At 72.1% G+C, this 20,270-nt stretch carries 16 protein-coding genes; 8 read left to right on the top strand and 8 right to left on the bottom strand.

The window, feature by feature from the left end:
* Window positions 1-42: 42 nt before the first annotated feature.
* The 3 genes from ACTWPW_RS14340 to ACTWPW_RS14330 form a co-directional block, all read right to left on the bottom strand.
* Window positions 43-1,287: a S8 family peptidase gene (locus ACTWPW_RS14340; RefSeq protein ID WP_443169001.1), complete on the bottom strand. Its 1,245-nt coding sequence runs from the start codon at window positions 1,285-1,287 to the stop codon at window positions 43-45.
* A gap of 158 nt (window positions 1,288-1,445) precedes the next feature.
* A complete protein-coding gene (locus ACTWPW_RS14335) occupies window positions 1,446-3,500 on the bottom strand; it encodes a beta-propeller domain-containing protein (RefSeq protein ID WP_443169000.1) in 2,055 nt (684 codons plus the stop codon).
* A 32-nt stretch (window positions 3,501-3,532) separates the two neighbouring features.
* The gene (locus ACTWPW_RS14330) at window positions 3,533-5,767 is read right to left on the bottom strand and encodes a protein kinase domain-containing protein (protein ID WP_443168999.1); all 2,235 of its coding nucleotides are present in this window, start codon (window positions 5,765-5,767) and stop codon (window positions 3,533-3,535) included.
* A gap of 73 nt (window positions 5,768-5,840) precedes the next feature.
* Here ACTWPW_RS14330 and ACTWPW_RS14325 point away from each other — a divergent pair, with 73 nt between their 5' ends.
* The 3 genes from ACTWPW_RS14325 (at window position 5,841) to ACTWPW_RS14315 (ending at window position 10,223) form a co-directional block, all read left to right on the top strand.
* Window positions 5,841-7,346: a succinic semialdehyde dehydrogenase gene (locus ACTWPW_RS14325; protein WP_443168998.1), complete on the top strand. Its 1,506-nt coding sequence runs from the start codon at window positions 5,841-5,843 to the stop codon at window positions 7,344-7,346.
* Entirely contained in the window at window positions 7,343-9,019 is a 1,677-nt protein-coding gene (locus ACTWPW_RS14320) for an FAD-dependent oxidoreductase (RefSeq protein WP_443168997.1), read from the top strand. The genes ACTWPW_RS14325 and ACTWPW_RS14320 overlap by 4 nt, the downstream gene beginning before the upstream one ends.
* A gap of 217 nt (window positions 9,020-9,236) precedes the next feature.
* The gene (locus ACTWPW_RS14315) at window positions 9,237-10,223 is read left to right on the top strand and encodes a PLP-dependent cysteine synthase family protein (RefSeq protein WP_443168996.1); all 987 of its coding nucleotides are present in this window, start codon (window positions 9,237-9,239) and stop codon (window positions 10,221-10,223) included.
* On the opposite strand, the gene ACTWPW_RS14310 is transcribed toward ACTWPW_RS14315, so the two are convergent.
* On the bottom strand, window positions 10,204-10,950 hold the full coding sequence (locus ACTWPW_RS14310) for an N-acetyltransferase (protein WP_364112831.1): 747 nt from the start codon (window positions 10,948-10,950) through the stop codon (window positions 10,204-10,206). The genes ACTWPW_RS14315 and ACTWPW_RS14310 overlap by 20 nt on opposite strands.
* A gap of 87 nt (window positions 10,951-11,037) precedes the next feature.
* Here ACTWPW_RS14310 and ACTWPW_RS14305 point away from each other — a divergent pair, with 87 nt between their 5' ends.
* Both ACTWPW_RS14305 and ACTWPW_RS14300 read left to right on the top strand, forming a co-directional pair.
* Window positions 11,038-12,531 (top strand): DUF885 family protein, encoded by a 1,494-nt coding sequence (locus ACTWPW_RS14305; protein ID WP_375116629.1) that lies wholly within the window; start codon window positions 11,038-11,040, stop codon window positions 12,529-12,531.
* Between the two features lie 55 nt (window positions 12,532-12,586).
* Window positions 12,587-13,408, top strand: a complete 822-nt coding sequence (locus ACTWPW_RS14300; protein WP_443168995.1) for an SDR family NAD(P)-dependent oxidoreductase — start codon at window positions 12,587-12,589, stop codon at window positions 13,406-13,408.
* Between the two features lie 129 nt (window positions 13,409-13,537).
* On the opposite strand, the gene ACTWPW_RS14295 is transcribed toward ACTWPW_RS14300, so the two are convergent.
* The gene (locus tag ACTWPW_RS14295; RefSeq protein ID WP_375116631.1) at window positions 13,538-14,455 is read right to left on the bottom strand and encodes a hypothetical protein; all 918 of its coding nucleotides are present in this window, start codon (window positions 14,453-14,455) and stop codon (window positions 13,538-13,540) included.
* 97 nt (window positions 14,456-14,552) lie between these two features.
* On the opposite strand from ACTWPW_RS14295, the gene guaA reads away from it, so the two are divergent.
* Window positions 14,553-16,100: a glutamine-hydrolyzing GMP synthase gene (guaA, locus tag ACTWPW_RS14290; protein ID WP_443168994.1), complete on the top strand. Its 1,548-nt coding sequence runs from the start codon at window positions 14,553-14,555 to the stop codon at window positions 16,098-16,100.
* A gap of 232 nt (window positions 16,101-16,332) precedes the next feature.
* Complete coding sequence (locus ACTWPW_RS14285) at window positions 16,333-17,247, top strand: CHRD domain-containing protein (protein WP_443168993.1); 915 nt, start codon at window positions 16,333-16,335, stop codon at window positions 17,245-17,247.
* Between the two features lie 7 nt (window positions 17,248-17,254).
* Here ACTWPW_RS14285 and ACTWPW_RS14280 read toward each other — a convergent pair whose 3' ends face one another.
* A complete protein-coding gene (locus tag ACTWPW_RS14280) occupies window positions 17,255-17,692 on the bottom strand; it encodes a GNAT family N-acetyltransferase (RefSeq protein ID WP_443168992.1) in 438 nt (145 codons plus the stop codon).
* A 21-nt stretch (window positions 17,693-17,713) separates the two neighbouring features.
* The gene (locus ACTWPW_RS14275) at window positions 17,714-17,929 is read right to left on the bottom strand and encodes a hypothetical protein (protein WP_443168991.1); all 216 of its coding nucleotides are present in this window, start codon (window positions 17,927-17,929) and stop codon (window positions 17,714-17,716) included.
* 497 nt (window positions 17,930-18,426) lie between these two features.
* On the opposite strand from ACTWPW_RS14275, the gene ACTWPW_RS14270 reads away from it, so the two are divergent.
* Window positions 18,427-18,654: a hypothetical protein gene (locus ACTWPW_RS14270; RefSeq protein WP_443168990.1), complete on the top strand. Its 228-nt coding sequence runs from the start codon at window positions 18,427-18,429 to the stop codon at window positions 18,652-18,654.
* Here the strand turns inward: ACTWPW_RS14270 and ACTWPW_RS14265 are convergent, their stop codons facing one another.
* Window positions 18,655-20,247 carry a hypothetical protein gene (locus ACTWPW_RS14265; RefSeq protein WP_443168989.1) on the bottom strand — a complete coding sequence of 531 codons (1,593 nt, stop codon included), beginning with the start codon at window positions 20,245-20,247 and terminating at the stop codon, window positions 18,655-18,657.
* Between the last annotated feature and the right edge of the window lie 23 nt (window positions 20,248-20,270).

Here is a 20,270-nt window from a genome sequence, read left to right as displayed (position 1 = left end):
CGCGGACCGCCCGTTCCAGGATGGTTCTCTACCTCACGAAGGTCACGACGGCGGGTAGCGCGTGGCGTCGTGCACGTCGAGCAGCGGCTCCTTGACGCCGTCGCCCGAGTCGTCGGTCCAGTTGGAGTTGCCGGTGGAGATCAGCGTGCTGCGCACCGCCAGCGCGCCCGCCCGCGTCGTCGGCTTGTTGGCGCCCGAGGTGAGCAGCCCGGCCGCGCCGGCCACGTGCGGGCTGGCCATCGACGTGCCGCTGATCGTGCTGTAGCCGCCGCCCCGCCAGGTCGAGTAGATGCAGGTGCCCGGCGCGGTGATCTCCACGGTGGAGCCGTAGTTGGAGTAGAACGCCGAGGTGTCGTCCTGATCGGTTTCGCTGCGGCACGACAGCGTGCTGCCCCCGGCTCCGCCGGCCAAACCGTCGTTGTCGGTCAGCGCGGAGACGGTGACCACGTCAGGGTGGTTGGCCGGGAAGAACGAGGAGGTGTTCGTGTGGCTGTTGCCCGCGGCCACCACGACCACGATGCCGGCGTTGACCGCGTTGGTGATCGCCGTGCTGATCGCGCTGCTGGTGCAGCCGTTGCAGCCCAGGCTCAGGTTGATGACCTCGATGGTGGACGCGCGCGCCACCACCCAGTTGATGCCCGCGGCGATGCCGGACAGGGTGCCGGAACCGGCCGCGTTGAGGACCTTCACGCCGTGGATGCGGGCGCCGGGTGCGACGCCCACCGGGCCGATGGTGTTGTCGATGGCGCCGACGGTGCCCGCGACGTGCGTGCCGTGGCCGTTGTCGTCCGTGCCCGCGTTGTTGACGCAGGCGCCGGTCTGGCAGTTGGCGCGGGCGACCACGTTCAGGTCGGGGTGGGTGTTGTCCACGCCGCTGTCGACCACGGCGACGTCCACGTCGATGCGTACGTCGTCGGTGCCGTCGATGTCCAGGTTGGGGTTGCTGGGGCCGAAGATCCGGCGTACGCCCGTGGGGACGGTCTGGACGAACGCGGTGACCTCGGCGTCGGGCTCCACGCTGAGCACGTTGGGGTTCCGCTTGAGCTGCTCGGCGGCGGTCGCGCTCAGCCGGGCGGTGTAGCCCTTGAAGGCGTGCTCGTACACGCCGACGAGCTGCCCGCCGTGCTGGGCCACCTGGTCCTCGGCGGCTCCGCGCGGCGCGCGCATCGACGGGTTGAGCTGGACGATGTAGGTGCCCTCAGGGGCGGCTGCTGAGACGGGTAGCGGCGCCGCGAGTAACGCCAGCGCGCTGACGAGCAATGCGAGCAGGGGGGTGCGTGATCGCATGGCAGCGTGGGCCCTTTCTCGGTCGTGGACCGGGAGCACCCCGCTATGACAGGATCCACCCGATCCGACATGACAGTGTTAGTAAAGCTTTCACCATTTGTCGGGATAAGTCCATAAAAAGAGTGCCGGTTCGCTACGAACCGGCACTCTTTGGTTGCTTAACGGAGTGGAATCCACGCTTGTGAGGCGAGCGTCGCCGTGTCGTTGACCTGGACACCCTCGTACGAGACCGTCCACACCGAGTCGCCGATGATCATCGAACGCTGGATGCCCGGATCGTACGCGTACCGGCCGTCCTGACGCTGCGCCGGATGCTTGATCATGCCGAGCTCCTTCACCCCGGAGTCGTCGATCCTGAGCACGAGGGCGCCCGACTCGTTCTGCTTGTTCAGCGGGATCACCGACAGGCCGATCTTCGGCCAGTACAGGAACGCGTGCGGGTCCCACTCGGCCCCGGAGCCCGAGTCCTTCTGGAAGTACTGCGACAGCCGGCGCGGGGCGGCAGGGTCGCTGACGTCGAACAGCGAGACCTGCGTGCCCAGCGTCCTGCCCTGCTCGCTGGCCTCCTGGCCGATGCCGATCAGGCGGCCCTCGGAGCCGGGGTGCAGGTACGCCGAATAGCCGGTGATCTTCAGCTCGCCCGTCACCTTCGGCGCCGCCGGGTCGCGGAGGTCGAGCGTGTAGAGCGGGTCCACCTGCCGGAACGTGACGCAGTAGCCCACCGCGCCGATGAACCGGACCGAGTAGATGCGCTCGCCCTCACCCAGGCCGCCGACCTCACCCACCTTGGCCATGGTGTCGGCCTTGAGGACGTAGACGGCGCTGGAGCTGGTCCTGCCGTCGGCGGAGCTGAGGGTGGTGGCCAGGCGCAGGTGACCCTCGTGCTCGGACAGGGAGTACTGGTTGAGCAGGCGTCCCGGGACCTTGCCCGAGGCCACGTACGCGGGCGCGCCGGGCGAGGTGATGTCGAACCGGTGCACCTCCGTCTCCTCCGGCGGGATCGTCGGCGTGGGCACCGGGCTGGGCACCGGGCTGGGCACCGTGCTCGACCCCGTGCTCGACCCCGTGCTCGACCCCGTGCTCGACCCCTGGGGTGCGGACACGCTCGGCTCGCCGGGGGTGGGCTCCTCGGCCGGGGCCACGCCGTCGGACGTGGTGGTGGCCGGGGGCTCGTCGACCGGGAGCGGGCGCACCACCGGCATCCACCAGCGCGGGTTGCTGGCCACGTACAGGCTCTGGCCGGTGCCGTAGACCACGTCGCCGTCGGCGGCCAGGCTGATCGGGTCGGTGCCGGCCGCGGTGACGCCCTGCGCCAGGTCGATGGTGTGCACGGTCAGCATCGAGGTGCCGGTGTAGTCGGCGGGGTGGCTGACCCGCTCGCACCTGACCGTGTCCCTCCTGACGGCGCCCGACGCGTCGGTGATCTCGATCTTGGGCAGCCAGGCCTCCGCCGGTGCCCGGCGTACCGTGGCCTGGTTGTCCTTGAGCCGCTGGGCCTCGGTGGTCTCGCCCTGGGGCTCGGGGAAGGCGATGTCCGGCTGGCTGCGGGTGACCAGGCGGACCGTGGAGCCGATCATCCGGGCGTCCACGTACGAGCCCTGCGGCCTGATCGTGCTCAGGACCTTCGGCTCGCCCGCCAGATCGACCACCACGTAGCGGGTGTCGGCCTGCGGGGCGAACGACTTGTACATGATGTCGCCGCCGCGCATGAGCACCAGCGCCCGGTCACCCGAGACCAGCAGGTCGGCGGGTACGCCCGGACCGGCGTTGTCACCCTCGGTCAGCTTGAGCGACGAGGTGACCTTCCTGGTCGCCGTGTCGATGATCCGCAGCGTGCCGTCCGCGATCGTGATGATCCGGTTGCCGTCCGTCTTGACCAGGTCGGGCTCGTCCACGCCGGCCTCGTGCACGTTCGTCGTGGAGTGCTCGGGCGTGGCGGCCCTGCCCTTGCCCTGGGGAACGTTCGCCGCGGTGTCCTCCATGGCGGCGAAGGGCATGACGTTGCCGAAGCCGTACGGGGTGACGTTCGCGCTGGCCTTCTCGCGCAGGCCGGCCAGCAGGTCGTCGCAGCTGCTGTAGGCCACCAGGCGGACGGCGCCGAGGCTCACCTTCGGGGGCGGCGGGTTCGGGGTCCCTCCCGTCGAAGCGGTGCAGGCGGTCGTGACCGCCGCGAGGGCCGCGGCGGTCACGGCCGTACGGATCAGCGTGTTCATGCCCTCCATCACGGCTGGGCGGCCGGGATGGTTCAGGAGCCGGCGGCCGGCCTGAAGGTGAAGGCGGGGCTGAAGTCGACGTCGTCGGGCACGTCCAGCATCTTGCGCAGCAGGTTGCCCTGGAAGTCGATCACCTGGATCTCGTCCTTGTCGTTGTTGTCCTGTTCCCAGCAGTAGAGGTGGCTCTCGTCGTAGAAGCCGAGCACCTTGTCGCACTCGGAGTAGAACTTGCGCACCCGCTCGCCCGAGGTGGAGTCCCAGACGCAGTGGTCGCCGTCACCGCCGTTGGGGCAGTTGGTGACGAACAGCTTGCCCGAGGGCGAGAAGATGTCCTGGGTGCCGGCGGACATCGTGCCGATGCCCGGCAGCGAGCGGGTGGCCTTGCCCTGGAGGTTGAAGAAGCGCAGGCCCTGGTTCTTCTCGTCGCCGTAGACGTTGACCACGCCCTCGTCGTCGCCGTCGAAGCCGAAGGCGGTGGCGCGGATGGAGGTGTCGTTGACGTTGACCACGGTGGCCTTGCCCGTGGCCACGTCCACGATGACGAAGCCGAGATAGAGCCACTTGTCGCCGCTCTTCTTCTCGGTGTTGAGCAGGATCTTGGAGCCGTCCTTCGACCAGGCCCGGATGCTGCTGATCAGCGGCTCCTTGACCGTCTTGACCGTGGAGCGCTCGCCCGTCTGCCGGTCGGTGATGACGATGAAGTCGAAGTCGTCGGAGCTGTAGCTCCTGCCCCGGCCGGCCAGGTAGCGGCCGTCGGGGGAGACCATCGACTCCCAGTTCTGCTGGTATTTCGTGAACGTGCCGCGCAACGAGTTTCGCGCGTAGTCGATCCAGTCGTCCTTCTTCTTGTCGAAGACCTCGTAGGAGGTCAGGACGATGTTGTCGGCCGGGTTCTCGTAGAGGGAGACCGTCTCGCCGGGCAGCGCCCGTTTGGTGCCGGTGCGCGGCACCGCCGCCTGCGTGACCGACGGGCTCGCCGTGGCGGACGGGTCGGTGGCGGACGGGTTGGACGTGTCGGAGGGGCTGGACCCGCCCGTGGTCCTCGATCGTCCGGGCGTCCCGGTGCCGATCGGCCCCGCCACCGACGCCTTGTCGATCTGGATGACCACGATCACGCCGGCGAGCACCAGCAGCGCGACCGCGATCGCGATGCCGGCGATCAGCGGGCCCTTGCCGCTCCTGCGTGGCGGGTTGGGGTAGGGGCCCTGCTGCCCGTAGGGCGGGAGGGTGGGCTGCTGCTGCCACGGGACCCGGGGATGCGGTTGCCCCTGGGGATGGTGCGCCGCCTGCGGGACGGGGCCCCCGTAGGGAACGGGGCCGGACATCGGCCCGGACGGGGGACCGAACGGCGGGCTCTGCGGATTGGACGCGGGACCGTACTGGTTGGGAGGGGGCGGGTAGGGCGGCGCGGGGGCCGCTTCCGCCGCGGCCTGCGCGAGCATGCCGGAGTTCGGTGCCGGCTGCTGCAGCAGCCGCATGATCACCTGCTCGGCGGTGGGCCGCTGGGCCGGGTCCTTGGCCAGGCAGGCCACCACCACGTCGCGCAGCGGGCCCTCCTCCAGCGCGCCCAGGTCGGGCTGCTGGTTGAGCACCCGGTTGATCACCGCGGGCATCGTGTCGCTGCCGAACGGCGCCCGCCCGGAGGCGGCGAAGATCATCGCACTGGCCCAGGAGAACATGTCGGCGGCCGGGCCGACGGTGTGCCCCATGATCTGCTCGGGCGGCATGTACGACGGAGTGCCCACGACCATGCTGCTGATCGTGGAGGTGGCGTTCAGGGCCCGCGCGATGCCGAAGTCGATCACCCGCGGGCCGTCGGCCCCGATGATCACGTTGGCCGGCTTGAAGTCGCGGTGCACGATCCCGGCCTGGTGGATGGCGGCCAGCGCGGTGGCCGTGCCGATGGCCAGCCGGTGCAGGACCGAGCCCGTGCGCGGCCCCTCCTCCTGCACGACCCGCTGTAACGAGGGCCCCTCGATGAACTCGCTGACGATGAACGGCCGGTCCTGCTCGACGCCCGTGCCCAGGACCGCGGCGGTGCAGAACGGCGCCACCTGCTGGGCCACCTGGACCTCGCGCAGGAATCGCTCCACGCTCACCTGGTCGCCCGACAGGTCCGGCCGCAGCCACTTGACGGCCACGTTGCTGCCCGAGGGGTCTTTGGCGAGGTAGACGACGCCCTGACCGCCCTCACCGAGCCGGCCGAGGAGATCCAGGCCCCCCAGCCGTTGTGGATCTCCGGGTCGGAGCGGAGCGAAGGTTGCCATGAAGGGATTCTGTCGCTATGCAACGGATCCGCAAAAACTACCCGCGGGTAGTACCACGGAATATCCTTCTGGCATGCAGGTGACGTCCAGTGGCAGGACACGGCCCATCATTGCCCCGTTTACCGGGGAAACCCTCGCTGAGCTGCCCATATCAGACGCCGAAGACGTGCGTACGGCGTACGAGAAGGCCAGGGCCGCCCAGCTCGAATGGGCCGGGAAATCCGCGGCCGCGCGGGCGGAACCTTTCCTGCTGCTGCACGACGCGATCCTCGACCGCAGGGACGAGATCCTCGACATCGTCCAGAACGAGACCGGCAAGGCCCGCAAGCACGCCTTCGAGGAGGTGCTCGACGTCGCGGGCTGCAGCCTCTACTACGCCCGCCGCGCCCCCCGCCTGCTCGCCCCGCGCGCCCGCAAGGGCGTCTTCCCCGGCGCCACCCGCGTGACGGAGCTGCGCCGGCCCAAGGGCGTGGTCGCGCTGATCACCCCGTGGAACTACCCGCTCGCGCTGGGCGTCACCGACGCGGTGCCCGCGCTGCTGGCCGGCAACGCGATCGTCCACAAGCCGGACACCCAGACCGCCCTGTCCACGCTCTGGACCATCGACCTGCTCGCGGAGCTGGGCATGCCGCGCGAGATCTGGCAGGTCGTGCTGGGCGAGCCGGCCGAGATCGGCGACGCGCTGCTCGACCACGCCGACTACGTGGGTTTCACGGGGTCCACCCGGGGCGGCCGGAAGATCGCCGAGGAGGCGGCCAAGCGGCTCATCGGCTGCTCGCTGGAGCTCGGCGGCAAGAACCCGATGGTGGTGCTCGACGACGCGGACCTGGACGTGGCCGTCCAGGGGGCCGTCCGCGCCTGCTTCACCAACGCCGGCCAGCTCTGCCTGTCGATCGAGCGCCTGTACGTGCAAGCGTCCGTGTTCGACGCCTTCGCCGAGCGCTTCGTCGCGCAGGTCAGGGCGCTCAAGCTCGGCGCCGGGCACGACTGGTCGGTGCAGATGGGCTCGCTCACCTCGCGCCGCCAGCTCGACGCGGTCAGCGCGCACGTGGACGACGCCGTGGCCAAGGGCGCGACGCTGCTGACCGGCGGCCGGGCCAGGCCCGACCTCGGACCGCTGTTCTACGAGCCGACCGTGCTCACGGGCGTCGGCGAGGACATGGAGCTGTGCCGGAACGAGACGTTCGGCCCCGTGGTGGCGCTCTACCCGTTCGCCACCGACGACGAGGCGGCCGAGCTGGCCAACGACACCATCTACGGCCTCAACGCCTCCATCTGGTCCGCGAGCCTGCCGCGCGCCCGCCGCCTGGCCGCCCGGGTCCGGGCCGGCACGGTCAACATCAACGAGGGGTACGCCTCCGCGTACGCCTCCTACGACGCCCCCATGGGCGGCATGAAGGCGTCCGGGCTGGGCCGCAGGCACGGCGTCGAGGGGCTGCTGCGCTACACCGAGGCCAAGGCCGTGGCCTCGCAGGCGGGGTGGCTGGGGTTCGAGCCGCCGTTCGGGATGCCGTACGAGAAGTGGGCCGGCACCCTGGCGGGCACGCTCAAGGCGATGCGGAGGCTCCGGCTCAAATGAGCTTCGACGTGATCGTCATCGGGTCGGGCTTCGGCGGCAGCGTCGCGGCGCTCAGGCTGAGCGAGAAGGGCTACAAGGTCGGCGTGCTGGAGGCGGGCCGCCGCTTCGACGCCGCCACGCTGCCGGCCACCTCCTGGCACGTGCGCGACTTCCTGTGGGCGCCGTGGCTGGGGCTGAAGGGCATCCAGCGCATCCACGTGCTGCGCGGCGAGCGCGGCACCGGCGTCATGGTGCTGGCGGGCGCCGGGGTCGGCGGCGGCTCCCTCGTGTACGCCAACACGTTGTACGAGCCGCTCGCCCCGTTCTTCGACGACCCCCAGTGGGCCGCCATCACCGACTGGAAGGCGGAGCTGGCCCCCCACTACGACCAGGCCAGGCGCATGCTGGGCGCGGTCGTGAACCCCACCTTCACCCGCGCCGACGAGATCATGAGCAGGGTCGCGGCGAAGATGGGGGTGCCGGACACCTTCCGCCTCGCGCCCGTGGGCGTCTACTTCGGCGAGGACGGCGTCGATCCGTACTTCGGCGGTGCCGGACCGGCGCGCCGCGGGTGCCTCGAATGCGGCGAGTGCATGACGGGCTGCCGCCACGGCGCCAAGAACATGCTGACCGAGAACTACCTGTACCTCGCGGAGCGGGCCGGCGCGCGAATCTATCCCGAGTGCACGGTCACCTCCGTGCGGCCCCTGCCGTCCGGGGGCTACGAGGTGCTCGCGCGCCGGACCGGGTCGGTGCGCTCGCGCCGTACGTTCCTGGCAGGTCAGGTGGTCTTCGCGGCCGGCACGTACGGCACCCAGCGGCTGCTGCACAAGCTGCGCGCCGACGGGACGCTGCCCCGCCTGTCGGCCAGGCTCGGCGCGCTGACCAGGACCAACTCCGAGGCGCTGCTCGGCTTCGAGCGCACCGCCGTCGCCGGCGAGAAGCTCAACGGCGGCGTGGCCATCACCTCCTCCATCCACCCCGACCCCGAGACCCACATCGAACCCGTCCGCTACGGCGACGGCTCCAACGCCATGGGCCTGCTCCGCACCCTGCTCGTGGACGGCGGCCGGCCGCGCCTGCGCGCGTTCGCCCGCGAGGTGGCCCGGCAGCCGCTGCGGGCCCTGCGGCTGCTGAACCTGCGCCACTGGTCGGAGCGGACCCTGATCGCGCTGGTCATGCAGGCCAAGGACAACTCGATCACCGTCCGCCGCACCCGGTGGGGCCTGCGCTCCGCGCGCGGCCACGGCGAGCCCAACCCCACCTGGATCCCCGCCGGTCACGAGGCCGTGCGGCACGCGGCGGAGGAGATCGGCGGGGTGGCCGGGGGAACGTGGCTGGACCTGTTCGACATCCCGACGACGGCCCACTTCCTCGGCGGCTGCGCCATCGGGGACTCGCCGGAGACCGGGGTGATCGACGCCTACCACCGCGTGTACGGCCACGACGGCCTGCACGTCGTGGACGGCTCGGCCGTGTCCGCGAACCTGGGCGTCAACCCCTCGCTGACCATCACCGCCCAGGCCGAGCGGGCCATGTCGTTCTGGCCGAACGCCGGTGAACCGGATCCGCGCCCGGCGACCGGGTCGCCGTACGCGCGGGTCGCGCCCGTCGCGCCGCGCCGCCCCGCCGTGCCGTCCGGGGCTCCCGGCGCGTTGCTCCATGGAATAACCGCTCGTCGCGGGACGTCGTGAGCTGACATGGAGATCCGTTACGCCGGAGGACCCACGGCGGTCCTGGAGATCGGCGGAGTGCGGCTGCTGACGCCGGGGGAGCGCACCGAACTCGGCTGACCGGCAGCCGGGGCCGGGCGAGCGCGCGGAGCTCTCCTGACCGGCTGCTGATCGGCTCGTGATCGGCTCCTGGCGAACGGGGACGGTTTTCCCGGTTCCCGCCTGACAAGGTGGGATCGTGAGCTGGAACGCGCGAGCCCTGGACGTGCTGGCGGCGGGGGAGCCCACTCCGCTGGTCGACTTCCCCGTGCGGGCACCGGGGATCAGGCTGCTGCTGAAGGACGAGTCCGTGCACCCGACCGGCAGCCTGCGCCACCGGCACGCCAGGGCGCTGTTCCGCCGGGCCGTCCTCGACGGGCTGGTCGGCCCGGGCACGACCGTGGTGGAGGCGACGGGCGGCAACGCGGCCGTGGCGCAGGCGTGGTTCGCGCGGCGGCTGGGGTTGCCGTACATCGTGGTCATGCCGGGCGAGCACAGCCGGGCGCGGGCCCGGCCGGTGGAGGAGCTGGGCGGCGAGTGCCGGTTCGTGACGCCGCCGCCGGCCATCTACGACGCGGCGCGGGAGATCGAGGGTCACTTCCTCGACCAGTTCGGGCGGGCGGCCGAGCACGACCTGGCGGCGGAGCTGTTCGGGCAGGTGCGGCCCGACTGGGTGGTGACGGGCGCGAGCACCGGCGCGACGTCGGCCACGCTGGGCGGCTGGATCCGGGCCCACGGCCGGAGCTGCCGGGTCGCGGTCGCGGATCCCGAAAATTCGGCTTATTTCCCGGGCTGGACCCTCGACGTGCCCGACTACGCCACCGGCATGCCCTCGCGGATCGAGGGCATCGGGCGCCCGCGCATGGAGCCGGGGTTCCGGCCTGACCTCGTCGACCTGGTCATCCCCGTCCCCGACGCGGCCGGCGTGGCGGCGGCCAGGCACATCAGGGAGGTCACGGGGCTGCCGGTGGGCGGCTCGTCGGGCACCGCGCTCTGGGCGGCGCTGGAGCTGATCGACCGCATGCGGGCCAGAGGGGAGAGCGGCACCGTGGTGTCGCTGATCGGCGACGCGGCCGAGCGGCACCTGGCGACCTGCCACGACGACGCGTGGGCGGCCGAGCGAGGGCTGGATGTCGCGCAGCACGAGGAGAAGCTGCGGCGCCTGGTCAGGTCAGCGGGTGGGTGACCCAGACGTTGGGCTCCACGTAGACGGCGTGGTCGTGCTCCACGTCGCAGTGCACCGGGCTCAGCGCCCCCGGCACCTCGACCGGTCCCGTGCGGTCGAACGGCAGGCCCGTCCAGGTGCGCCACTCGTCGAGCGTGCCCGGCACCACCATGGACCGCGGCGCCACCTTGACGATCTTCGCGCCCGCCCGCACGTGCACGCGCAACCAGGGGTCGTGGGGCAGGCCGTCGGGACGGGTCCTGAAGGCGTACTCGGACATGGGGGTGTGCGGTTCGAGGTGCTTGGCGCTGGGGCGTACCGGTGCGACGAGCTCGCGGTGCCCGTGGCGGGCGGCACAGTCGCGCATCGCCGCCACCATCAGGGCAGACAGGCCCTTGCCCAGCTGGTCGCGCCGGATGGTGATCTCCAGGGCGGAGACGGCGTCGGCCGGCCGGCCGCGCTCGCGGGCCAGCCAGCCGGCCCTGATCACGCCGTCCCAGCCGTCGTCGGGCAGCCCGGCGGTCCCGTCCGACGGATAGGGGATCATGCAGCCCCGCGCCACCAGCCGGCCGGGCTCGGCGTCGTCGTCGGCCACGAGCACGTACTCCTGGTAGGACGTCGTGATCCACGCGTAGTACAGGTCGGCGAGCGGGTCGTGCATCATGAACTCCCGCCACGTGTGGTCCATGTCCCACAACGACGACGCGAACTCGGGACGCTCGGCGAGCGTGGTGATCTGCAAGGCCATGCGGCTCATCCTGCACCGGGGAAGACCCCAATGCGCCGAATTTATTGGTACTTAAGCCCATAAGGGCGGTGCGCTAGCGTCGGCGGCATGAGTGAACTTGACGCCAGGCTGCGAGCCATCACCGACCTGTTCGTGGCCGAGGCGCGCGAGGGCGGCGGCAGGCACGAGTACGACGGCCGGATCCAGGACCTGTCGCCCGACGGCGTACGGACCGGGCTGGCCCGTCTCGGCCAGGGCCCCGCGCCGGAGGACGCGCACGACGCCAGGCACCTACAGGTGTTCGAGGAGAGTCTGCGTACCCAGCTCGGCGAGCTGGAGCTGCACCGCAAGAACCCGTTGATCCACCTTTCCAACCTCGACCTGGCCTGCTACGACCGCGACTACGGCCCCGAGGAGGAGCGCGCCGCGGCCAAGGCGGCCCACCTCGCGCTCTGGCCCGAGGCCGTGGACCACGCGATCGCCTCGCTCGACCAGGTGCCGGCACCCGTCGCGACGTCCCTGCTCGGCGCCACCAGGGGCCTGGCGGCGGGCGTCACGGACGAGGCCGCGCTCCAGGCGCACGGCAGGCTCGTCGCCCACGTCGAGCGGGCCGCGGCCGAGGGCGACCCCGACGCGGCGCTCGGCGGCGAGGCGCTGGCCAGGCTCATGGGCACCGCCGAAGGGCTGCCGGTCGACCTCGGCAGGCTGGCGGAGCGGGCCGACGCCGAGCGCGACCGGCTGATGGCGCTGCTCGCCGACTCCTGCGCCAAGCTGGGGGAGACCGGCAGGGCGTCGCTCGACGTCGTACGGGAGCTGGTCAAGGACCACCCCGACGCCGACGGCGTCATCGAGGCCGCGCGGATCGGCACGGAGAAGGCCATCGCGTTCACCCGCGAGAAGGACCTCGTGCCCTACCACGACGGCGAGTGCCTGGTCGGGCCGGCGCCGGAGTCGCGCCGCTGGGCGATGGCCATGATGGCGTGGAACTCGCCGGGCGAGCCCGACGGCCCCTCGTGGTACTACATCACGCCGCCCGAGCCCACCTGGCCCGAGCAGGACCAGGAGGAATGGCTGGAGGTCTTCAGCCGTACGACGCTGCCGGCGATCAACGTGCACGAGGTCGCGCCCGGGCACTTCTCGCACGCCAGGGCGCTGCGGCGGGCGCCGTCCGACGTGCGCAGGCAGCTGCAGTCGATGGCGTTCGTCGAGGGCTGGGCCCACTACGCCGAGGAGCTGTGCGTCGAGGAGGGCTTCGAGGCCGGCGACCCGCGCTTCGAGATCGGCGTGTGGGTGGAGGCGCTGATCCGCGTCACCCGGCTGGCCTGCGCGATCGGCGTGCACACCGGCCAGATGACGGTCGAGGACGGTGCCCGGCGCTTCGAGTCCGACACGCACCTGACGGGCCCGGCGGCGCTGTCGGAGGCACGGCGGGCGTCGTTCGACCCGACGTACGGGCGGTACACCTGGGGCAAGCTGCTCATCCTGGACCTGCGCGAGCGGGCCCGCAAGGAATGGGGCGCCGGATTCACCCTGCAGCGCTTCCACAAGGCGCTGCTCGATCTCGGCTCGCCGCCCCTGGGCCTGATCGACGCCATCCTGTAGCGTCTCGGGCTGATCGGGAACGCCCTTTGGCGTCGGTCGCTAGGGAGGTTTGTTCGTGCGCGAGCTCTCCGGCAAGGTCGCGGTGGTGACGGGCGCGGCGAGCGGCATCGGGCGGGCGCTGGCCCTCCGGTTCGCGGCCGAGGGGATGGCCCTGATGCTCGCCGACGTGGACCACGGCGGGCTCGCGCGGACGGCCGCGCTGGCCGGGGACGCCAAGGTGCTCACCCAGATCACCGACGTGTCCGACGCCTCGGCCGTGCGGCACCTGGCCAACCGGTGTTTCGGGGAGTTAGGTACCGTGCACGTGCTGTGCAACAACGCCGGCGTCTTCCAGGGCGGCCACATGTGGACGCGCGCCGCGGAGGACTTCGCCTGGCTGCTCGGCGTGAACGTGTGGGGCGTGCTGCACGGCATCCACGAGTTCGTGCCGCGCATGATCGAGCAGGACACCGAGGGGCACATCGTCAACACGGTGTCGGTGGCCGGGCTGTTCGCGACGCCGGGGGCGGGCGGGTACGCGGTGACGAAGTACGCCGCGCTGGCCGCCTCCCTGGCGCTCGCCCAGGACCTGGCCGCCACGGGGTCCAAGCTGCGGGTGAGCGCGCTGTGCCCCGGCGCGGTCAGGACCCGCATCGGCGACTCCGACCGCACCCGGCCGCCCAGCATGGTCACCGACCCCACGCCGGACGAGGTGGACTCGCGGGAGTCGGTCAGCCGGGCGGCCGAGGGCGGCATCGAACCGTCCGAGGTGGCCGACCTGGTCGTGACGGCGATCCACGAGGAGCGGTTCCTGCTGCTGACCGACCCGAAGTACGCCGCCCGGCTCCGCCTCCAGACCGAGACCCTGCTGACCGGCCACCTGCCAGGGATCCGCTGACGGCCACCGGCGGCGCTCCGCCGACGGTCATCAGCGGCGATCCGGTGACCGTCACCAGCGGCGGTCGTGGGCCGGCGCCCGAATCGCCCGTAACCAGTGGCGGCCGTGGGCCGGCGCCCGAATCGCCCGTCACCAGTGGCGGTCGTGGGCCAGCACCCGCACCACCGTGCCGTTGCGCGGCCGGACCAGCAGCTTGACGGCGTCGCCCGGCAGCACGTCGTGGTAGAGCCCCTCCTCCACCTGAAACGCCGTGGCCTTGCGCGAATTGCCGTCGTGCAGGGCGATGAAGCAGCGGTCCGACTCCACCCACCGCTTGACGACGTGCCCGGTGACCTCCTGCCGCCCCGAGCCGTGCGGCAGCGCCTCGGCCGGCTGGATCTCGCCGTCCCGCCAGCCGCTCCCCGTGAAGATCCACTCCTGCCCGGGGCTGGCCGGGCCGGACTCGGCGACCTCCCGGCCGCCCGCCGTCGGCACGAACCCCCGCCCGCCCATGAGCAGCCCGATTCCGGCCACCAGGCACACCATCGTCGCGATCATCCCGGGCCACGACAGGCCGGCCGCCGCGACGGTGGCGTACCAGGGGACGACGAGCGCGGCCGCCAGCAGCACCGGCACGACCATGCTCGGCCAGCGCCGCCGCGCCAGCCCCAGCTCGATGGCGCACCGGCGGACGAGGGGCAGGAACCCGCCGTCGAGGTCGGAGGCCTCGGGCATGAGCGCGGTCACGGGTGCCGCGGGCGCTCCCGCGAGGCGGGCGCGTACCCGGTCCAGGACCCACCGCTCGTACGGCCGCAGCGGCTCGTCCGGGGGCGGGTTGCCCGACAGGCGGTCGCCCTCGATCGTCACCCAGCCGCGCCCGGCCAGCTCGACCAGCGCCGCGTGGAACACCTCCTGTGCCCGCATGCCGCGTAAGAGCTCGGCCACGGGGGCGGGCACCGGCTCCTCGTGAGCCTGCCGCCGGGCCTCGTGCCGGCTGGACGCCTTGAAGGCGGCGGCCAGCGTGGCGGCCCACAGGGCCCACGCCGCCGCCGGCCAGACAAGATCCATCGTTCTGTGTTAGCACGTCGGACCGTGCCAGGCCAGGTGTAAGACGCAAGGCCGATACACTGTGGTTACCGCATTTCGCCTTTGGGGGGTTCTCACGGTGTCTGAATTCGACACAGTTCTGGTGGTCGACTTCGGCGCTCAATACGCGCAGCTCATCGCCAGGCGGGTGCGCGAGTGCCACGTCTACTCCGAGATCGTGCCCTCGACCATGTCGGTCGAGGAGATGATGGCCAAGAACCCGAAGGCGATCATCCTGTCCGGTGGCCCCTCCTCGGTCTATGCCGAGGGCGCCCCGCCGGTGCCGCACGGGCTGTTCGCCACGGGCGTGCCGACGTTCGGCATCTGTTACGGGTTCCAGGCCATGGCCCAGTCGCTGGGCGGGGAGGTGGCCCGCACGGGCGTCGCCGAATACGGCGGCACCTCGCTGGAGGTGCTCGACGAGGGCGTCATCTTCGCCGGCCTGCCCACGAGCCAGACGGTGTGGATGTCCCACGGCGACAGCGTGGCCGCGGCTCCCGAGGGCTTCACGGTGACCGCCTCGACCCGCGAGACGCCGGTCGCGGCCTTCGAGCACGTCGAGCGCGGCCTCTACGGCGTGCAGTTCCACCCGGAGGTGCTGCACAGCGAGCACGGCCAGACGGTGCTCAGGCACTTCCTGGAGGCGGCGGGCTGCCGTCCCTCGTGGACGATGCTCAACATCGTCGAGGACTCCGTGGAGGCCGTGCGCCGCCAGGTCGGCGACGGCCGCGCGATCTGCGCGCTGTCGGGCGGGGTCGACTCCGCCGTGGCCGCCGCGATCGTCCAGCGTGCCATCGGCGAGCGGCTCACCTGCGTCTTCGTCGACCACGGCCTGCTGCGCAAGGGCGAGGCCGAGCAGGTCGAGCGCGACTTCGTGGCCGTGACGGGCGTCAAGCTACGCGTCGTCGACGCCTCCGACCGCTTCCTGAAGGCCCTCGAAGGCGTCGTGGACCCGGAGGAGAAGCGCAAGATCATCGGCCGCGAGTTCATCCGCGTCTTCGAGGACGAGCAGCGCGCCATCATGGCCGACGGCCCGGTCGACTTCCTGGTCCAGGGCACCCTCTACCCCGACGTGGTCGAGTCCGGCGGCGGCACCGGCACCGCCAACATCAAGTCCCACCACAACGTCGGCGGCCTGCCTGAGGACCTGCAGTTCAAGCTGGTGGAGCCGCTGCGGGCGCTGTTCAAGGACGAGGTCCGGCGCGCGGGCGAGGAGCTCGGCCTGCCGGCCGCCATGGTCTGGCGCCAGCCGTTCCCGGGCCCCGGCCTCGGCATCCGCATCATCGGCGAGGTCACCCGCGACCGCCTCGACCTCCTGCGCGAGGCCGACGCGATCGCCCGCGAGGAGCTCTCCCGGGCCGGCCTCGACCGCCAGATCTGGCAGTGCCCGGTGGTCCTGCTGGCCGACGTCCGGTCGGTGGGGGTGCAGGGCGACGGGCGCACTTACGGGCATCCGGTGGTGCTGCGACCGGTGACCTCGGAGGACGCGATGACGGCGGACTGGGCGCGGGTGCCCTACGACGTGCTGTCACGCATCTCGACCCGGATCACCAACGAGGTCCGCGAGGTCAACCGCGTGGTGCTCGACGTGACCAGCAAGCCCCCGGGCACCATCGAGTGGGAGTGACGGCCGCGCGGGCGCGCCTCCGGGCGTGACGCCGGCGCGGGCGCGCCTCCGAGGGTGACGCCCGCTGATCCGCGCGTGGCCGGGCGCCGCTACGGCGCCCGCTGACCGCGCGCGGCCGGCCGCGATCGGGGCGTTTCCGGGGCTGTGGGTAATTGTCCTCGTTCGAGGGTTGAACCCGGCGGGTGGCGTGGGGCGTACAACCGTGCGTCACCCACCGCTGAAAGGGTCAACCATGAAGCGCACCCTCACCGTCCCCGGCCTCGCGCTCGCCACCGCGCTGATCGCCGGCTCCCTGAGCCCGGCACTCGCGCAGGTGGGTACGGAGACGCACAACACCCCCGTGTACGTGGCGGCGACGCTGCTGGGCAGGAACGAGGTGCCCGCCCCGGGGACGAAGGCCGGCGACGGGAACGGCAGCGCTATCGCCGTGTTCCGCATCCATGGCACGCGGGTCGACTACGCCGTCCGCTGGCACCGGGTGGCCGCCCCGACCGGGTTCCACATCCACCAGGGCCAGGCCGGCCGGAACGGCGCCGTCAGGGTCCCGTTCTTCGGTGAGGCGCTGCCCGCGACGCTCCGGGCCGTCAAGGGCACCGTCACGGTCAAGGACACGGCCCTGCTCGCCAGGATCGTCAACAACCCGCAAGGCTGGTACGCCAACCTGCACACCGACCAGTTCCCCGGCGGTGCCGTACGGGCTCAGCTGCACCGGATCCGGCCCGTGTCGCTCGAATCGGTGCTGGCCGGCGGGGCGGGCCACACCACGCTCACCGCGCTGGCCGACGGCAGGCAGGAAGTGCCGGCACCGGGTACGAAGGTGGGTGACCGGGACGGCCGGGCGGCCTGGCTCGTCTGGGTGAAGGGCACCAAGGTGCACTTCGCCACCGCCTGGGAGGGCATCGCCCGGCCGGCGAACGCGCACATCCACCGCGGGGTGCGGGGCAAGAACGGGCCGGTGGCCGTGGGCTTCTTCACCGACAAGAACGGCCTCCCGGCGGGGGTCAACGGCGTCGCCGGCACCGGCACCGCCCCGGCCGCGGTCGCGAGCCGGATCCGGAACAACCCCAGGGGCTGGTACGTCAACCTGCACACCGCCGAGTTCCCCGGCGGTGCGGTGCGCGGGCAGCTCCACCGGGGCGGCTGGTAGCCAGAACCTAGATCAGGCGGCTCTTGGCGTAGCAGAGGGTCAGGGGCTCATCGACGTATTTGCCGTAGGGGGCGGTCCGTTCGTAGCCGGCGCTCTCGTAGAGGGCGATGGCCTCGGGCTGGCGGACCCCGGTGGCCAGGCGCAGCCGGTCGTACCCCATCTCGACCGCGAGGCCCTCCAGCGCCTTCAGGAGGGACCGGGCGATGCCGCGCCCCCTGTGGCCGGGGGCGACGTACATGCGCTTGAGCTCGCCGGTCGTGCCCTCGGCCGGCTGGACGGCGCCGCAGCCGACGGCGAGCCGGTCGATCACCGCCACCAGGAACCTCGCGTCGGCGTGGACGGTGGAGCGGCCCTCGGGGCCGTATTTGGCGACCAGTTCGGCGAAGGCGGCGTCGAGCAGGGCGCTGAGGCCGGCATCCGCGACCGCGCGTTCCAGGATCAGCATGTGGGCCAGCCTACGGAACCGTCAGGCGCCGTCAGGTAGCGGGCGGTGGGCGATGGCGTGGGCCTCCTCGGGGCTCATGCCGTACATGCGCAGCAGTTGCTCGGCCAGCTCGTCCGCCGAGCTCTCGTCCACCAGGTCGGGGTGGTCGAGCCAGAGCTGCAGGAAGCCGAGTATCGAGCCGCCGGCCCCGGCCAGCGCGACGTACGGGTTGCCGAGCCGGAAGCGCCCGGCGTCCATGGCGCGGCGGATCCTTGCCCCCGAAATGGTTGTAGAACGAGCCGAACCCCACGTCGGCCGCCTCGGTGAGCTCCTGGATGCTGACCTCGGCCATGCCCCGCTCGGCCAGGAAGGTGCGGGCGGCGTCGATGAGCGCCTGCCTGGTGCGGGTCTCGCGGCGCCGCGTCGGGCTGCACGTCGCCGAGACCGCGGCCCCCGTGCTGGGGTTCACGCTGCTCTACGCGACCACGGCCCGGCCGGCGCCGGCCCTGCCGGCCGGGGTGTGCGTGGCCGCGCTGGTCGCGGTGCACCGGCTGCGCCAGGCCCGCAGCGTCTGGCCCGCAGCGTCTGGCCCGCAGCGTCTGGCCCGCAGCGTCTGGCCCGCGGCGTCTGGCCCGCGGCGGGCGGGTTCGCGCTGACCGCCGGGGCCGCCGCCATCACCGTACTGTCGGGCGAGGCCACGAACTTCTTCCTGCCCGTGCTGCTCCTGCGCGCCACGGTCGTCGTGGTGAGCCCTCGTGGCCAACCAGGCCCGGCTCTACCTCGCCGACCGGGCTCTGGCCATGGGGTCCTTCCTCGGCGGCCTGGCCGGGCGCGCCGGCGTCCGGCGGCTCGTGCTCACCCACCTCATCCCGGCTCCGGCCGACGAGGCGGGCGAGAAGGAGTTCGCGGACGACGTACGCCGGGGCGGCTACGCGGGTCCGCTCACCGTGGGCCGCGACCTCATGACGGTGACCGTCGGATAGTCACCCCTGGTCCCGGGGGGCCTGGACCTCGATGGGCTCGGTGGGCGCGTCGTCCTCCGACTCCCCGTCCTCCGATGCCCCGTCCGCCGATTGCCCGTCCGCCGGTTCCTCGCCGGCCGCGGCGGGTTCCGGCGGAGGAGACACAGGAGCAGCCGGTGGGCGGCGCGCCCCCAGGCCCGTCGCCGGGCGCGTCACGAGGCGGGCCGGCAGCCGCCCCAAGCTCCCCAGCAGCAGCGGCACCAGCAGGGCCCCCACGAGGATGGGCGAGGCCATGTACCGGAAGTCCTGCGCCGAGATGTTGGCCAGGATCGCCAGCTGCTGCCCCGCCACCACCGCCGCCACCCCCAGCACGTACCGGTTCCGCAGCACCCACGCCGCCAGCGCCACGGCCAGGTACGACAGGTACGACCACGAGGCCCCCCGCCACAGCACCCAGTCGTACCCGGGCGCCAGCGCCCCGGCGAACCACGGCTCGGCCACCCGGTTCAGCTCCATGGACAGCGGACGCAGCGAGTAGACCCACCGCCCGGGGAAGTCCGCCACCTTGCCCGGCCCCACGTAGGTGTCGGCGTTGGGCCGCCGCGAGAACCGGTACGTCATCCCCCCGGTGGCCGACTCGTCCTGCACCGGCCGCCACGCGATCGCCCCTCGGCACAACCGGGCGTCCACGATCGTCCGGGGCTCGGTGACCAGCAGCCGCCGCCACAGGTCCAGCAGCTCGGTGGCGTGCGCGTCGGCCTGCCACCAGCTGAAGTCGCGCCGCCAGATCAGCGGGTTGATCGTGTAGCAGGTGCCGCCTTCCCACCACCGTTCCAGCGGCGCCACCGACGTCATGAGGCTGATGTCCTGCGGGGTGAACAGGTCGGGGCGCTCGCGGTAGGCGACCGCGATGTCGCCGTAGGCCGTGTGGTAGACGTACGTCCTGGACGGGGCCGCGATGCCGTACAGCGGGAACACCAGGTTGGTGAGCAGGAGCGGGAGGGCGGCGGCTAAGGTGCCGGCGAGCAGCAGCCGCACCCGCATGGTCCGGACGATCACGACCAGCGCCACGACGGCCACGCCCACCACGAGGAAGCCGTTCGCGCGGAAGAGCCCGAGCAGGGTGAAGAGCACCCCGAGCCCGGCCAGGGCGGGCACGGTGACGGCACGCCGGGCGGCGATCCGCGCGCAGGTGCCCGCGATCGCCACCGCGCAGATCGTGAACGGCACGTCCTTCCACAACGTCACCGTGAACGCGCCCACCGGCGGCGCCAGCGGCATCAGCACGGCCACCACAGTGGTCAGCAGGCGCGGCGCGCCCAGCCGCTTGAGCGACTGCGCCAGGTACGTCAGCGCCCCCGCCATGGCCGTCGTCTGCGCGAACGTGACGGCCCCGAGGTCGCCCGTGCGGGTGAAGCTCAGCCACACCAGCGCGTCGTAGACCACCGAGTGATCGCTCACCCACGGCCCGACCACGGTGTGGCTGAGGTAGAGGACGGAATCGCGGCTGAACAGGCCGGGATAGAACGCCGCCCACCAGCATCCGAGCACCGCCTGGATGATCAGGAAGATGGCGAGCGCGACCCACGGCCTGGGCCTGGTGTCACTCCCCATGAATCCAATCCGTACTGCCGGGA

Source organism: Nonomuraea sp. KM90, from assembly GCF_052246675.1.
Lineage (GTDB): Bacteria > Actinomycetota > Actinomycetes > Streptosporangiales > Streptosporangiaceae > Nonomuraea.
The sequence above is the reverse complement of the archived record's forward strand: the minus strand, read 5'-3'. Positions and strand labels throughout refer to the sequence as shown.